This is a genomic window from Dyella terrae, from assembly GCF_022394535.1.
GTDB lineage: Bacteria > Pseudomonadota > Gammaproteobacteria > Xanthomonadales > Rhodanobacteraceae > Dyella.
Map to the genome: position 1 here is coordinate 320,241 of NZ_CP089414.1, position 16,941 is coordinate 337,181.

Annotated in this window: 8 protein-coding genes; all 8 read left to right on the forward strand. The window is 60.1% G+C overall.

All coding sequences use genetic code 11. The features are described from left to right. Positions 1-113 precede the first annotated feature (113 nt). The 8 genes from DYST_RS01445 (at position 114) to pgm (ending at position 16,920) form a co-directional block, all read left to right on the forward strand. Positions 114-272: a DUF3309 family protein gene (locus tag DYST_RS01445; RefSeq protein ID WP_102304354.1), complete on the forward strand. Its 159-nt coding sequence runs from the start codon at positions 114-116 to the stop codon at positions 270-272. A gap of 184 nt (positions 273-456) precedes the next feature. Next, positions 457-1,215, forward strand: a complete 759-nt coding sequence (locus DYST_RS01450; RefSeq protein ID WP_199045325.1) for an SH3 domain-containing protein — start codon at positions 457-459, stop codon at positions 1,213-1,215. Between the two features lie 338 nt (positions 1,216-1,553). Further along, on the forward strand, positions 1,554-10,226 hold the full coding sequence (locus DYST_RS01455; protein WP_428993949.1) for a GH36-type glycosyl hydrolase domain-containing protein: 8,673 nt from the start codon (positions 1,554-1,556) through the stop codon (positions 10,224-10,226). A 131-nt stretch (positions 10,227-10,357) separates the two neighbouring features. Further along, a complete protein-coding gene (gene zwf / locus DYST_RS01460; protein WP_239949521.1) occupies positions 10,358-11,749 on the forward strand; it encodes a glucose-6-phosphate dehydrogenase in 1,392 nt (463 codons plus the stop codon). After that, positions 11,743-12,477, forward strand: a complete 735-nt coding sequence (locus DYST_RS01465; protein ID WP_199045857.1) for an HAD family hydrolase — start codon at positions 11,743-11,745, stop codon at positions 12,475-12,477. Before zwf ends, DYST_RS01465 begins: the two co-directional genes overlap by 7 nt. A 2-nt stretch (positions 12,478-12,479) precedes the next feature. Continuing rightward, entirely contained in the window at positions 12,480-13,580 is a 1,101-nt protein-coding gene (tal, locus tag DYST_RS01470; protein WP_199045855.1) for a transaldolase, read from the forward strand. After that, entirely contained in the window at positions 13,577-15,265 is a 1,689-nt protein-coding gene (pgi, locus tag DYST_RS01475; RefSeq protein ID WP_233176244.1) for a glucose-6-phosphate isomerase, read from the forward strand. Before tal ends, pgi begins: the two co-directional genes overlap by 4 nt. Next, positions 15,262-16,920: a phosphoglucomutase (alpha-D-glucose-1,6-bisphosphate-dependent) gene (gene pgm / locus DYST_RS01480; RefSeq protein WP_199045854.1), complete on the forward strand. Its 1,659-nt coding sequence runs from the start codon at positions 15,262-15,264 to the stop codon at positions 16,918-16,920. The genes pgi and pgm overlap by 4 nt, the downstream gene beginning before the upstream one ends. Positions 16,921-16,941: the final 21 nt, after the last annotated feature.

The following is a 16,941-nucleotide window of genomic DNA, read 5'->3' on the forward strand; positions in this document are numbered from 1 at the left end:
TTAGCTCCGCAACGTACGCATGGCGGATCGAAGCATCCGCAATCCAGAAGCGCCGTCGGTCGCGACGGTGAAGGAGATGCGGAGTCTGCTGCGCAGATTTAACGAGAGCCGACATGACTATTGGCACCATTCTTCTCGTGCTACTTATCCTCTTGTTGATTGGGGTGATCCCGAGTTGGCCTTACAGTCGTCAATGGGGCTACGGGCCAAGCGGTGGCTTCGGTTTGGCTCTACTCATCGTCGTCGTGCTTTTGTTCATGGGGCGCATCTAGGCATAGACGGGGAGGGGCTCTCGCCGCCCTTATGGGCGGCGAAGGCTTCTCTGCTCGTCAAGTCGTTCAGTCAGTCCACTGGACACTTACCTTCCGTGTCGATATAGCGGCTGTGAGCGCCAGCGCACCGTGATGAATGCATCAACAGCGTATAGCTGACGCCTAGCACAACGAGGGCAATCAGATGAAACGCTTTCATTCCATCACTGCACTGGGCTTCTCCATGTTTGTATTCGTATCGGCCATGGCGGCCGATGGCTATGTCACGGGGCAAGTCGATATGCGCGCAGGACCGGACTCCAGCTATCCGGGTGTTGTCACGCTAGGCGCAGGCACTGAAGTCTCCATTCAGGGCTGTGTGAATGGTTGGTCATGGTGCGACGTCATTACGGGTGGAGATCGTGGCTGGGTGGCCGGGAATGATCTGCAGGAGGACTATCAGGGGCAGCGAGTTCTCATTCCGTCCTATGGTGTCAAGATCGGCATCCCTATCATTACCTTCGTCTTTGGAACCTACTGGGACAACTACTACCGCAATCGTCCGTGGTACGGTCAGCGAGAGCATTGGAGTCATGTGACTCCCAACTATCGTCCCGTGGCGGTCACTAAGGACTATCGCCGCGGCGAGGGTGCGGTGCACAGCGCTCCGGCAAATGACGCAGGTCAGTCTCATGCCAATCCTGTTGCTTCTGTCAGTCAGACAGGGCCATCTGCCGCGCGTACCACGCCCGCCGCACACACCACACATCAGGCTACGGGAGCGCCGACTGCAGCGTCACAGTACCACGCGGTCGCTGCTGGACACACTGTTACACAGGCGAAGGCCAGTCCACTGCAGGTACCTTCAGTGCACGCAGCCTCTGAGCAAAAGGCGTCGCGACCTGCCTCGCCCGCGAAGTCAGGCACGAAAGAAGAGGGCGGCAATGACAAGGGCCAGCATTGAGTCTGTCCGGCCATGAATATATCCGTGCGGGCCACCTAAAGGCCTTGCACGCCATCGTGTGAGTTCACTGCCGGCCTGAGATCGTAGGTTGGCGATCTAGGTTTGGCTGTACTGGCGGTTAAGCCCGCAGGTACCCACGTGCTTGGTTGCATATCCCCTGGCTCGGGTGATCTGGATTCGTTCATGGCGCTCTAGGGCGTGGCATGTGTCTCGCCTTCACGTGGTTCTCCCTGCCTGCAGGGTAAAACTGTCAATGCTGGATAGAGGGCTGCGGCATCCGCAGGCCTTATTTTCCGTTGATTCGCCGCTCCGCATGATTTCTAGAGGGACGGTGACTTTTGAAGATCAGCAATCCGTTCGCTTCGTTCTCGTTCCGTCGCCTCAGGGCTACCTTCCGCCGGCAGCTGCGATGGCGGCGACATATCGAGCACACGCCGGAGCCGACCCTGCGCTCGGAGTTGTTCAGTGCCGATCAGATGGATCTGTACGGCACAGCGCTGGCTAATGCGCATCGGTCTAGCGCCAAATCGCGTGACAATTCCTTGTTGGCCCGTCTCGCCGACAATAAGTTTGTGCTCGCGCACTCCTGTGCCAGGCTCACTCATGCCCATCGTGCGGATCGTCGCATCACACCGGCCGCCGAATGGCTGCTCGACAACTACTACCTGATCGAAGAGCAGATTCGCATCGCTCAGCGACATCTCCCCAAGAGCTACAGTCTTGAACTACCACGATTGCTCACCGGGCCGTCGGCCCGGCTACCGCGTGTCTACGATATTGCGCTGGAGACAATTTCCCATGGTGATGGGCGCGTTGATAGTGAAAGCCTGAGCCGCTTTGTCACCTCTTACCAGAGCGTCAGGCCACTTACGCTGGGTGAATTGTGGGCAATTCCGATCATGCTTCGGCTGGCCCTGATCGAGAACCTTCGGCGCGTGGCTTCCCGCGTGATGGTCGATTGGAATGACCGCAACCTGGCCGATCAGTGGGCCGACCGCATGACGGAGATTGCCGAGCGCGATCCCAAAAGTGTCGTGCTCGCCGTGGCCGACATGGCGCGATCCCATCCGCCCCTGGCCAGCTCCTTCGTGGCCGAATTGACGTGGCGATTGCAGGGGCAGGGGCCTGCGCTGGCGTTGCCCCTGAACTGGATCGAACAGCACCTTGCCGAATCGGGTTTGAGCATCGAGCGGCTCGTGCAGATGGAGGCGCAACAACAGGCGGCCGACCAGGTCTCCATTGGCAACAGCATTGCTAGCCTGCGGATGCTTTCCGCCCTGGACTGGCGTGAGTTCGTGGAAGCCACGAGTGTCGTCGAGCACATCCTGCAAGACGATCCTGCGGGCGTCTATACATCGATGGACTTCGCTACGCGCGATCACTATCGGCATGTCGTGGAATGGTTGGCACGGCATAGCGAGCTATCCGAGACCGACGTGGCGAAGATGTCTATCGAGCTTGCTAGGGCGCGCGCGCAGGCGGGGGCAAACAGAGAAGTAGAGGCGCACGTCGGCTTTTACCTGGTTGATCGGGGATTGCCTGTACTCGAAGAGCGTATCGCTGTAAGACAGCCTTATGGCGCCGTCTGGCAGCAACGGGTTAAACGTGCGCCGCTGACGTTCTATCTCGGCACGACCGTGCTCCTGACGGCGGCGCTGGCATGGCCTCTGCTGGCTAGTCTTGCGAACAGCGGCATCCATGGTCTCTGGCGCTTGATGGTCACCTTGCCCATAGCCCTGATAGCTAGCCAGCTCTCGATAAGTCTCGTCAACTGGCTGGCGTCCATCGTGGTCAAACCGCAGATGTTGCCGCGCATGGACTATTCGGAGGGCCTGCCCAACGAAATGCGTACCTTGGTGGTAGTGCCCTCGATGTTCTCCAGTGCGGAAGATGTGGACGAGCTGATCGAGGGTCTTGAGGTTCGTTTTCTCGCCAATCGCGACGAGCATCTTCATTTCGCATTGCTCACTGACTTCACGGACGCGCATGTGGAGGTGACGGAGCAAGACGCAGGACTGCTTCAGATGGCGGAACGCAGAATCGACGAGCTCAATGAGACCTATGCGAAGACGGATATCGATCGCTTCTTCCTCTTTCATCGCCCCCGCCGCTGGAATGCCATCGACAAGGTCTGGATGGGCGCCGAGCGCAAGCGCGGCAAGCTGGCCGATCTAAATGCCTTGCTTCGCAGTGGCGATACGGGTCGATTTTCCTTGATCGTCGGCCGCATCGCCGGGCTCATGGATGTAAGGTATGTGATTACCCTGGATGTGGATACCCAGCTGCCACGAGGCGCGGCGCGCCAGTTCGTCGGCGCCATGGCCCATCCACTCAATCGCCCGGTCTTCGACACGGATGGGCGGCGGGTCGTGGCGGGCTACGCCATTCTCCAGCCGCGGGTGGGCATCAGCCTGCCCAGCGCCGTGCGCTCGGTCTACGCAAGGTTGTTTGGCAGTGATGCGGGCATTGATCCCTACACGCGAGCCGTGTCGGATGTCTACCAGGATCTGTTTCGAGAAGGGTCGTTCATCGGCAAGGGGATCTACGACCTCGATGCCTTCGAGCGCGCGATGCAGGGGCGCTTTCCAGACAACAGCATTCTCAGTCACGACCTGATCGAGGGCTGTTATGCGCGATCGGGCCTGATCAGCGACGTGCAACTATATGAGGAGTATCCCTCGCGCTACAGCGCGGACGCCAAGCGCCGACATCGTTGGATCCGAGGCGATTGGCAGTTGATTCCCTGGCTGCTTCCACGTGCACTGGCGCCGAACGGGGCGACGAAGTCAAGCCCATTGTCGGCGCTATCGCGCTGGAAGATATTCGATAACCTGCGGCGCAGCCTGGTTCCACCCGCGTTGCTGGCGTTGCTCCTATTGAGCTGGCTTGCCATGTCATCCGTGGCCTGGTGGACAATTGGCGTGCTGACAGTCCTGTTGCTGCCGCCGTGGCTGACGTCGGTGCTCGGCCTGTTGCAGAAATCGAGGGACTTGCCGCTGGATCAACACCTTCGCGTGGCGCTGCATGCCGCGGCTCAACATTTCGTGCGTGCCTTGCTCGTATTGGTGTGGCTGCCGCACGAAGCGTTTTATAGCCTGGATGCGGTCGCAAGAACGCTGTGGCGTGTGCTGATAACGCGGCGTCACTTGTTGCAGTGGAGTGCATCCCGGGAAATCGAACGTGCCAGCGCGACTTCGTTGGCGGGGATCTATCGGCGAATGTGGGTGGTGCCGTGTCTCGCGGTGATCGTTATCCTGGCATTGGCAATGCGACGGCCAGTGGCGTTAGGCGTGGCGGGACCCATTCTGCTGTCGTGGTTGGTTGCGCCGGCTATTGCGTGGTGGCTGAGCAAGCCTCCCGCGCGCATCGACTTTGAGCCCGCCGAGCACCAACTACGCTTCTTGCGCGTACTGGCGCGCAAGACCTGGGCGTTCTTCGAGGCGCATGTCGGGCCACGGGAAAACTGGCTGCCACCAGACAACATCCAGGAGAAGCCTTCGCCAACCGTTGCGCACCGCACGTCGCCTACCAATATGGGTTTGGCGCTGCTGGCGAATCTCGCGGCTTACGATTTTGGTTACCTGACGTCAGCTCGGCTGATGGAGCGCACCGCCTGTGCCCTCGACACTATGCAGTGCATGGAGCGTCATCGGGGACATTTTTACAACTGGTACGACACCCTTTCGCTGCTGCCACTTCCCCCGCATTACATCTCCGCCGTCGATAGCGGCAATCTTGCCGGTCATCTACTGACGCTCCGCGCTGGCCTGTCGGCATTGGCGGATGACCCACTATTTGATGCGCGCCTTCTCGATGGACTGGTCGATACGCTTGAGATCTTGCTGAGCGAATTTGCGGTACGTGGTATCGATACGCGTCTGCTAGGCGATTTCCAACTGCAGCTTGATGGTGCTCGTGCAGCACCACCGGTGTCGCTCATTGAGGCGGAAGCCTGCATGAGTCAACTGCTTGCGGAGTGCGAGGCCGTGGCGATGTCTTTGGAGCTCAATCCGGAAGACGAGCCCGGCTTCTGGCTTGTGGCATTGCTTATGCAATGTCGTGATGCCAGTGTCTACTTTGGCCGTTTCGTGTCCGGTCCGGCTGATGATGAAGGCGTCTGGCAGAACAGTATCCCGTCCCTGCGGCAGCTGGCGGGGGGAGGGATGGGACGGGACACGGGTGTTCCGTCGCAGGTGTCAGCACAGGCGCAGCGGGCAGCCGTGGAATGCATGGCGCTGATTGCCCGGTTGGTGAGGCAGCTGGGTGAGCTCGCCACCATGGATTTCGGCTTTCTTTACGATACGCGCCGCGATCTGCTGACCATTGGCTACAACCTGGACGAGCGTCGGCTCGATGCGGGCTATTACGATCTGCTCGCCTCCGAGGCTAGGCTTACCAGCTTTGTCGCCATCGCGCAGGAGCAGCTGCCGCAGGAGAGTTGGTTCACGCTCAGCCGTTTGCTGACGACGGCGGGTGGCGAGCCGGTGCTGCTTTCCTGGACGGGCTCGATGTTCGAATACCTGATGCCCATGCTGGTGATGCCAAATTACGAGGGCAGCCTGCTTCATCAGACCTGCCGTGCCGCCGTAGCCCGGCAGATCGAGTATGGCAATCAGCGCGGTGCGCCCTGGGGCATCTCCGAATCAGGGTACAACGCGATGGATGCCCGCATGAACTATCAGTACCGCGCCTTCGGCGTTCCTGGCTTGGGTCTCAAGCGCGGCCTGGGTGAAGAGTTGGTGGTGGCCCCGTACGCCACGGCACTGGCATTGATGGTGGCACCCGAGGAGGCGTGCGCCAATCTGCAGCGACTTGCCAGTGAAGGACTAGAGGGACGCTTCGGTTTGCATGAGGCGATCGACTACACCCCGGCTCGTTTGCCACGTGGGCAAAGTTCGGCGGTGATCTTCTCTTTCATGGCCCACCATCAGGGCATGAGTTTGTTGGCGCTGGATTACGTGCTTCGGCAGCAGCCCATGCAGAGGCGGTTCGAGTCCGACCCGAGCCTGCAGGCGACGCTGCTCCTGCTGCAGGAGCGCATGCCCAAGACAGCGATGGAGTATCTGCACACCGCCGAGTTCTCCAATGTGCAAGGGCCGGCGCCCGCAGCGGAGTCCACCCTTCGCGTGTTTACCGACCCAGATCGGATGAGGCCGGCGGTGCAGTTGCTCTCCAATGGTCAGTATCACGTCATGGTGAGCAGCGCAGGGGGTGGCTACAGTCGCTGCCGGGATATGGCCGTGACGCGCTGGCGCGAGGACATCAGCCGCGATAACTGGGGCATGTTTTGTTATCTGCGTGATGTGGCCAGCGGGGAATGCTGGTCCGCCATGCACCAGCCGATGCTGATGAAGACGGACCATTACGAGGCGATTTTTTCAGACGCGCGCGCGGAGTTTCGCGTGCGCCAGTGCGATTTCGATGCGCATACCGAGATCGTCGTGTCGCCCGAAGACAATATTGAGCTTCGTCGTATCCGGTTGACTAACCGGGGGCGGGCGAGGCGCACCATCGAGATAACCAGCTACGCCGAGGTGGTTCTGACGCCGGCCATCGCCGACGCATTGCACCCAGCCTTTAGTAACCTGTTTGTGCAAACTGAGCTGATACGCGCGCTACAGGCGATTATTTGCACGAGGCGGCCGCGCTCCAGTAGCGACTTTGTGCTCTGGATGTGTCACCTGATGGCGGTGCATGATGCGGATATTGATGCGATCTCGTATGAGACTGATCGTGCCCGCTTTATCGGCCGTGGCCATAGCCTAGCGGACCCTGCCGCCATGGACTCATCCGCCGACGGCACTGGTCGTCTATCGGACAGTGAGGGGGCAGTACTCGACCCGATCGTAGCCATTCGCTGCCGAATCACGCTTGACCCGGAGCAGTCTGCTTTGGTGGATATGGTCACGGGAGTCATTGACAGTCGAGAAGCTTGTCTACACCTGATCGAGAAGTATCGCGACCGGCATCTGGCCGATCGTGTATTCGACCTAGCTTGGACCCATAGCCAGGTTTTGCTGCGGCAACTCAATGCCAGTCTGGCCGACGCGCAGCTATATGAGCAGATGGCCGCCTCCATCATTTACGCCAGCGCGCCATTGCGTGCGGAGGCAGGAATTTTGCGTGCCAATCGACGAGGGCAATCTGGTTTGTGGGGGCAGGCGATCTCTGGCGACCTGCCCATTGTGCTCTTGCGCGTCTCCAATGCCTCCCGGATCGAGCTGGTACGCCAAATGGTCCAGGCGCACGCGTATTGGCGACTCAAGGGCCTGGCTGTGGATCTGGTGATTTGGAATGAGGATTACGCTGGCTATCGGCAACAGTTGCAGGATCAGATCATGGGCTTGATCGCATCTGGGGTCGAGGCGAGCCTGATCGATCGGCCCGGCGGCATCTTCGTGCGCTCAGCCCAGCAACTCTCCCATGAGGATCGCATCCTGGTACAGGCAGTTGCGCGCCTGGTGCTTACAGACAATCGAGGCAGCCTTGTAGAACAAATCGGGCGTCGCCAGTTGCGCACAAGCCCGGCGCGCCTGCAAATCACAGAGAGCTGGATTTCCGAGTTTGACCAGACTACCCCGACGTCCGATGCCTTGCCTGACAGCCTGCAGCTGAACTGCCCCTATGGCGGATTCAGTGCCGACGGCACCGAATATGTCATCACTTTGGCGGCGGGCCAGTCCACGCCAGCCCCATGGGTCAACGTATTGGCAAACCCGCAGTTTGGCACCGTCGTCTCTGAAAGCGGTGGTGCTTATACATGGGCGGAAAACGCGCACGAATTCCGCTTAACACCCTGGGGCAATGATCCGGTTACCGACGCCAGTGGCGAAGCCATCTATCTGCGCGACGAGCAGACCGGGCGCTACTGGTCGCCGACACCGTTGCCACGGCGAGGCGAGGGCGCATATCTAACGCGGCACGGTTTTGGCTATAGCGTATTCGAGCACCAAGAGGCCGGAATTCGCACCGAGCTATGGATCTACGTCGCGCTGGACATGCCGGTGAAGTTCATGGTGCTGAAGGTGCGTAATGGTTCGGGTCGCTTGCGGCGACTATCTGCTACAGGCTATGTCGAGTGGGTGCTTGGCGACCTGCACTCGCGGACGGGCATGCATGTGGTTACAGAGTCGGACCCGGTGACTGGCGCCATGCTCGCGTGTAATGCCTGCAACACAGAGTTTCCCGATCGCGTGGCATTTTTCGACGTCGACAACCCCGCGCGTAGCGTGAGCGGCAATCGCAGTGAGTTCCTTGGCCGCAATGGCAGTATGCGCAATCCAGCGGGAATGGAAAATGCAACCCTATCAGGCCAGGTGGGCGCTGGGCTGGATCCTTGCGGGGCCATCCAGATCCCCTTTGAACTGGATGATGGCGATGAGTACGAAATTATCTTCCGGCTCGGAATGGGCGCCGGCACCAAAGCGGCGATTGAGCTCGTGCAACGATGTCGTGGACTCGGTAGCGCCGCGGCCGCACTTGATGCAGTGCGACTTCATTGGCATTGGACGCTTGGCAAGGTTCAGGTCCATACGCCGGATCGAGCGGTCAACGTACTGGTCAATGGCTGGCTAATGTATCAAACCATTGCCTGTCGTTTTCTCGCACGCAGCGGCTATTACCAGTCCGGTGGCGCCATCGGTTTCCGTGACCAACTGCAAGATTCGATGGCCATGGTGCACGCGGCTCCGTATCGCGCGCGTCAGCATTTGTTGCTTTGTGCCGCACACCAGTTTCCTGAAGGTGATGTTCAGCACTGGTGGCATCCGCCGTTGGATCGGGGCGTGCGCACCCGTTGTTCGGACGATTATCTCTGGCTGCCCCTGGCAGCGAGTCGCTATGTCGTCACGACAGGGGATCGTGGTGTGCTCGACGAAATGGCCGTCTATATAGAAGGTCGACTGGTTAACACGGACGAGGAGTCCTATTACGATTTGCCCGCACGGTCGGAGCTGCGTGAAACGCTCTATCAGCATTGCGTTCGGGCCATTGAACACGCCGCTCCGCGCGGCTCACATGGCCTGCCGTTGATCGCCTGTGGTGACTGGAACGATGGCATGAATCGTGTGGGCGAGCACGGGCGCGGCGAGAGTGTTTGGCTCGGCTTCTTCCTCTACGACGTGTTGCTTCAGTTCGCTCCAATCGCGCGCTTTCAAGGTGATGCACGATTTGCAACGCGCTGCGAAAGCGAGGCTGTGCTGCTAAAGAGGAACCTCGAACAGCATGGCTGGGATGGCGCATGGTACCGGCGCGCCTACTTTGACGACGGCACACCTCTTGGCTCGGCGGACAACGACGAATGCCAGATTGACTCCATCGCACAAAGCTGGTCGGTGCTGTCGGGCGCTGCAGATGATGCTCGGCGGAGACAGGCGATGAGATCGCTGGAGCAGCGACTAGTGCGTCGCGACATTGGGCTGGTCCAATTGCTGGATCCTCCGTTCGATCGCTCCACATCTGACCCCGGTTACATCAAGGGTTATGTGCCGGGCGTGCGCGAGAACGGCGGACAATACACCCACGCCGCCATCTGGGCCGCCATGGCCTTTGCCAAGCTGGGCGACGGCGAGCGGGCATGGGAGCTGCAGCGCATGATCAATCCAGTCAGCCATAGCCAGACCACCGAGACCATGGAGATTTACAAGGTCGAGCCATACGTGATTGCTGCGGATGTCTACGCTGCAGCCACCCACGTCGGACGCGGCGGCTGGAGCTGGTACACCGGCTCGGCAGGCTGGATGTATCGACTACTGGTGGAGTCGCTGCTTGGCCTGCGCATGGAAGGCGAGTATCTGTACATTACACCGTTGTTACCGGCCGACTGGCAGTCGTTCAAGCTTGATTATCGTCACGCCGAAACGGATTACCACATCTCTGTCACCCGAGACGACGACGGCGAAGGTGGCGATCAGATCAGTCTTGATGGTGAACTTCAGGGTGGCCAATGCATCTTGCTGACGGACGATGGCATAGACCATTACATCGATGTGTGGTGCCGGTTGGCTACCTAGGACAAGCGTCACATCATGGCAAGGTCATAGATGCCCGATCTTAACGCGACATGGGCCATGCTCAGGATTCGTCAACCGCGTTGGCTATAGCGGTTGCCCGCCTAAAGCCATAAAGGAACCCGCAACCCATCATGACGAGCCCTTCCTCTGATGCGTTTGTTTTCTTCGGTGCGACCGGTGACCTCGCGTACAAGAAGATCTTCCCGGCATTGCAGGCCATGATTCAAGCGGGTGAGCTGGACATGCCGATCATCGGCGTGGCCCATGCCGGCTGGGGGCGAGAGCAACTGCAAGAACGTGCGAAGTCCAGCCTGGACGAATACGGTGGATTCGACGACGTTGCATTCTCCAGGCTCACCGCGCAACTGAAGTACATCGACGGCGACTACAACGATGCAGCGACCTACAGCCAGCTCAGGCAGACGCTAGGTGAAGCACAACGCCCGCTGCACTACATGGCCATTCCGCCCAGCATGTTCAGCACGGTGGCGCAGGGGCTGGCAAAGGCGGGTTGCACTAAAGGCGCACGGATCGTGGTTGAGAAACCGTTCGGGCGCGACCTGGCATCGGCCAAGGCGCTGAATCGCACGCTGCATAAGGTGTTCCCCGAGTCGTCTATTTTTCGCATCGATCACTATCCAGGCAAGGGGGCCGTGCAGAACCTGCTTTACTTCCGTTTTGCCAACACCTTCCTGGAGCCGATCTGGAATCGCACCTACGTCGACAGCGTGCAGATCACCATGGCTGAGAGCTTTGGCGTCGAGGGTCGCGGCAGCTTTTACGAAGAAACCGGCGCCCTTCGTGACGTGGTGCAGAACCATCTGTTGCAGATCACTGCGCTACTTGCAATGGATACGCCGATCGGCCATGACGCCGCCGCGATGCGCGACGAGAAGCTTCGGGTATTCCAGGCCATGCGCCCACTAGATCCCCGGGAAGTCGTGCGAGGACAGTTCAAGGGATATCGCCAGGAGAAAGGTGTTGCGCCGAAGTCCCAGGTCGAAACCTTCGCGGCCTTGCGTCTGCATATCGATACCTGGCGCTGGGCTGGCGTGCCGTTCTATATCCGTGCCGGCAAATGCCTTCCGCTCACGACCACCGAGGTCATGGTGAATCTGAAGCGCCCGCCGCTATCCGTGTTCGATGAGATCACGCCGGCGCAGTCGAACTACTTTCGCTTTCGGCTCAGTCCCGAAGTTGTGATATCGGCTGGTGCGCGCGTCAAGCAGGCGGGCGAGGCAATGCGCGGCGAAGCCGTGGAGCTTATAGCGCGGCATCAGCCCTCGCAGGAGGAACAGCCCTATCGGCGACTGCTTGGCGATGCCATCCGTGGCGATGCCTCGCAGTTCACCAGCGACGCCTGTGTCGAGAGGGCGTGGGCCGTGATTGATCCTGCGTTGGGCGGGGCCGAGCCTGTGCATGAGTATGCCGCCGGCAGTTGGGGGCCCGCATTGGCGGCCGATCTCGTGACGAAGGGAGGGGATTGGCACGATCCGAGGGCGGAGGCGACGGCGCCATGTTGACGACGCGTCCACTGGTGTTCCTGCTCGATGTCGACAATACCTTGCTCGACAATGACCGCTTTGCGGCTGACCTCGCGGCACGGCTCGATTGCGACTTCGGCAAGGAAGAGCGCGAACGCTATTGGTCCATCTACGCCAGTCTGCGGGACACACTGGGCTACGCCGATTACCTGGGCGCGCTACAGCAGTTCCGCCCCGACAACGGTAACGAAGCGGCGTTATTGCAATTGTCGTTCTTTCTGCTCGATTACCCCTTCGTTGAGCGGGTCTATCCGCACGCACTAGAGGCCATTCGATACCTGGAAGCGATTGGTACATCCGTCATTCTTTCCGATGGCGACATCGTGTTTCAGCCGCGCAAGATCCAGCGCGCTGGTCTCTGGGATGCCGTGGAGGGCCGCGTGCTGGTCCATGTGCACAAGGAGAGCATGATCGACGCGACACTGCAGCGTTATCCCGCTGCACATTACGTCATGGTCGATGACAAGCCGGGATTGCTAGCTGCGGTCAAGCGAGTGCTTAGTGGCCGAGTCAGCACTGTGTTCGTTCGCCAGGGATACCACGCGGCTGAAGCGACGCAGGTCTCGCTCGACCTCCAGCCCGACTACACCTTCGACCACATCAGCGATCTGTGGGGATTGGCGCGCGCGGATTTTCCCGCCATCGCCAATCTCCATATCGCCCGCGCCAGTCGCGGCGGCACCACTAAGGCAGCCCCTCCGGAGTAGCCATGAAACCCACCCGTCGACTGCACGATCTCGGCCAGAGCCTGTGGCTGGACAATATCACCCGAGAGATTCTCGATAACGGCATCTTGCGTCGTTACATCGATAATCTCTCGATTACCGGCCTCACCTCCAATCCCACCATCTTCGATGGAGCTATTGGCAGCGGCCAAGCATATGATGCAGCCATCCGCGAGAAAGTGAAGGCCGGGAAATCTGGCGAAAGCCTGTTCATGGAGTTGGCGCTGGAGGATCTCAGCCGTGCCGCCGATATGTTCCGGCCCGTGTACGAGGCCAGTGGCCATGTCGACGGCTGGGTTTCGATGGAGGTGTCGCCATTGCTTGCCAGTGATCCCGCCGGCAGCATTGAGGCGGCGAAGCGGATTCACACGCAAGCGACTCGGCCCAATCTACTCGTGAAGATCCCAGGCCTCCCTGAGGGGCTTCCGGCTATTGAGGCATCCATCTACGCAGGCATACCGATCAACGTGACGCTGCTGTTCTCCTGCAAACAATATCTTGCCGCCGCAGAGGCCTATATGCGCGGCATCGAGCGGCGCATTGAAGCCGGACTGGATCCACGAATCGGCTCGGTGGCCTCCGTGTTTGTGAGCCGCTGGGATGTAGCAGCCAACGACAAGGTACCAGCCGAGCTGCACAACAATCTCGGTATCGCTGTTGCCCAACTTACGTATCGCGCCTATCGCGAGCTGCTCGCCACGCCGCGTTGGCGCAAGCTAGCCGACGCAGGCGCATTGCCCCAGCGCCTGCTGTGGGCGAGCACAGGCACGAAGGATCCCAAGGCTTCGGACACGCTATATATCAAGGCATTGGCGGCTCCGGACACCGTCAACACCATGCCGGAGAGAACCTTGCTGGCCTTTGCTGAGCACGGCGCGACGGATGGCGTTATGGACGTAGACGGCGGCGATGCCGAGAACGTCTTGGCCCGCTTTGAGCGGGCGGGTATCGACATTGATGCGCTGGCAAGCCGGTTACAAAGCGAAGGCGCGCAATCCTTCGTCAGGTCTTGGCAGCAATTGCTGCAGCGTATCGTGGACAAGGGTGCCGGGCTTTCCAAGGCCACTCAGCGAGCCGCGTCATGATGCCTTCTCCCATCACATCAGCCGCTGCGAGCCTGACATGGCTGCCGGCCTGGCTGGCGCTATTGCAGCACGCCAGGCAGATGGATCGTAACCATCTTCGTGAACTGTTTGCCTTTGATCCGGCTCGCAGCGAGCGGCTTCATGTCGAGGCCGTTGGCATGTATTTCGATTACTCCAAGCAACGCGTCACTGATGAAATAATGCGCTTGCTGCGCGAGCTGGCCGACGCCTGTGGTTTGAAGCAACGCATGGAAGCCATGTTTCGGGGCGACAAGATCAATGCCACCGAGAGGCGAGCTGTCCTGCATATTGCTTTGCGCGCACCGGTGGGAGTGCGCATTGATGTCGACGGAAAGAATGTCGTGCCGAAGGTGCACGATGTGCTCAATCGCATGGCTGATCTGGCGGCACGTGTACGCGACGGAACGTGGCTCGGCTATACCGGCAAGCCCATTCGCCATGTCATCAGCATCGGCATCGGCGGGTCAGACCTTGGGCCTGTCATGGCCTATGAGGCGCTTCGCTACTACAGCCAGCGGCAGATGACCTTCGGGTTCGTCTCCAACGTAGATGGGACGGATTTTGTCGAGACAACGCGTGACCTGGATGCGGCGGAGACGCTTTTCATCATCTGTTCCAAAACCTTTACGACGCAGGAGACGCTGACCAACGCGCATGCGGCGCGCGAATGGTGCCTGCGCGGACTGGGGGGCGCCGACGCCGATAATGGCGGAGCTATCGCCAAGCACTTTGTAGCGGTATCCACGAACGCCGAAGCGGTCGCCAAGTTCGGCATCGATACCAGTCATATGTATGGATTCTGGGATTGGGTGGGTGGCCGCTACTCGATGGATTCCGCGATCGGCCTGTCGACGATGCTGGCCATCGGTGCGGCCCATTTCCACGAGATGCTTGCCGGCTTCCACGCGATGGATGAGCATTTCCGTCAGGCGCCGCTGGAAAGCAATCTGCCAGTGCTGATGGGGTTGCTCGGCATCTGGAACAATAATTTCCTCGGCGCCTCGACGGTAGCCGTGCTTCCTTACGAGCAATACCTGAAGCGGTTTCCAGCCTACCTGCAACAGTTGACGATGGAGAGCAACGGCAAGCACGTGACGCTCGACGGTGCGACGGTGGACTACGAAACCGGTCCGATTTACTGGGGCGAGCCGGGTACCAACGGACAGCATTCGTTCTATCAGCTGATTCACCAGGGCACCCGTTTGATCCCGTGCGATTTCATCGGCTTCTGCCAACCGTTGAACCTGCTGCCGAACGGACACGGCGGTGACCAGCACGACTTGCTTATAGCCAACCTGATCGCGCAGAGCGAGGCCCTGGCATTCGGCAAGTCCGCTGATGAAGTGAAGGCGGAAGGCACTGCTCCCGATCTGGTGCCCCAGCGAACGTTCGAAGGAAATCGGCCGAGCACTACGATTCTTGCTGAGCGACTCGACCCCTACACGCTAGGCACGCTGGTGGCGCTGTATGAGCACAGCGTGTTCGTGCAGGGCGTGATCTGGAACATCGACTCGTTCGACCAGTGGGGCGTGGAGCTTGGCAAGGCATTGGCCAAGCGCGTGGAGGGTGAGATCGCCAGCAAAGACGCCAGTGGTCTCAATCACGACAGTTCCACCAACGCGTTGATTCGACGGTATCGTCGGTTACGCGAGGTGCGATCGTGAGTACCACCGTCAGTCCGCTGGCAGGAAAGCTGGCGTCGCCTTCCCTGCTGGTCGATGTGGCCAAGCTGCTGGCTGCATATACCGAGCTTCGCCCCGATCCGTCGCTGCCGTCGCAACAGGTGGCCTTTGGCACCTCCGGTCATCGGGGCAACTCGTTCGATCGCAGTTTCAACGAGTGGCACGTGCTGGCGATCAGCCAGGCGATCTGCGAGTACCGCAAGGGCGCGCAGATCAGCGGTCCGCTCTATATGGGCCTGGACACCCACGCGCTATCGCAGCCGGCCTTCGAAAGCGCGCTGGAGGTGTTGGCCGCCAATGGCGTGGAAACCATGATCGCTTGGGGTGGCGAGTTCACGCCGACACCCGCCGTGTCCCATGCCATTCTGGGCTACAACTACCGGCGAAGCGCCGGGCTAGCCGATGGGATTGTCATCACGCCTTCGCACAACCCGCCCGACAACGGTGGCTTCAAGTACAACCCGCCCAACGGTGGCCCGGCCGACGTCGATATCACCGACTGGATCCAGGAGCGGGCCAATGCCCTGATGAGGGATGGCATGCACGAGGTGCGGCGCATGCCGTTCACGCGGGCCCGCCATGCGTCGACCACGCATGAGTTTGACTTCCTCGATGCCTACGTCGGCGATCTCGGCAGCATGATCGACTTCGACGCGATACGTGGTGCCGGCATCCACATGGCAGTCGATCCGCTTGGCGGTGCTGGCGTGCACTATTGGGCACCGATCGCAGAGCGTTACCGTGTCGACCTCACCGTGGTCAGCGAGGAGGTGGATCCGCAGTTCGGTTTCATGACCGTCGATTGGGACGGCAAGATCCGCATGGATCCATCGTCGTCTTATGCCATGCAGCGGTTGATCGGGCTGAAGTCCAAGTACGACGTGGCTTTCGCCTGCGATACGGATCATGATCGCCACGGCATCGTCACGCGTAGCGGCGGTTTGATGGTGCCAAACCAATACCTCTCGGTGCTGATCGACTATCTGTTCAACCACCGTCCGCAATGGGATGCCAGGGCAGCCGTCGGCAAAACCCTGGTAAGCACCGCGTTGATCGATCGTGTCGTCAAGCGGCTGGGCCGGCGACTCTATGAAGTGCCGGTCGGCTTCAAGTGGTTCGTGGATGGCCTGCTTGACGGGTCGCTGGGGTTCGGTGGCGAGGAAAGCGCCGGTGCGTCGTTCCTTCGCCGTAACGGCGAGGTATGGGCCACCGACAAGGATGGCATCGTGCCAGCCTTGCTGTCGGCAGAAATCACGGCTCGCCGCGAGGGCGATCCGGCCGAGCAATATCAGGCACTCGTTCAAGCCTTGGGCGAGCCCGTCGCTAATCGCGTCGACGCGCCCGCGACAGCCGAGCAGAAAGCGCTGTTAGCCAGGCTTTCGCCCGAACAGGTGCCAAGCACCACGCTGGCCGGTGAGAAGATCGAGAGCGTGATCGACCGCGCACCCGGTAACAACGCGCCCATCGGCGGCATCAAGGCTTCCACTGCCAGTGGTTGGTTTGCCGCACGGCCATCAGGCACTGAGGACATCTACAAGATCTATGCCGAAAGCTTCAAGGATGGCGCGCATCTGCAATCGATCTTGCAAGAGGCGCAGCAGATCGTCGATGCGGCACTCAAGGTCCGTGCGACCTGACTCCCAGCGCTGATCCTTCCT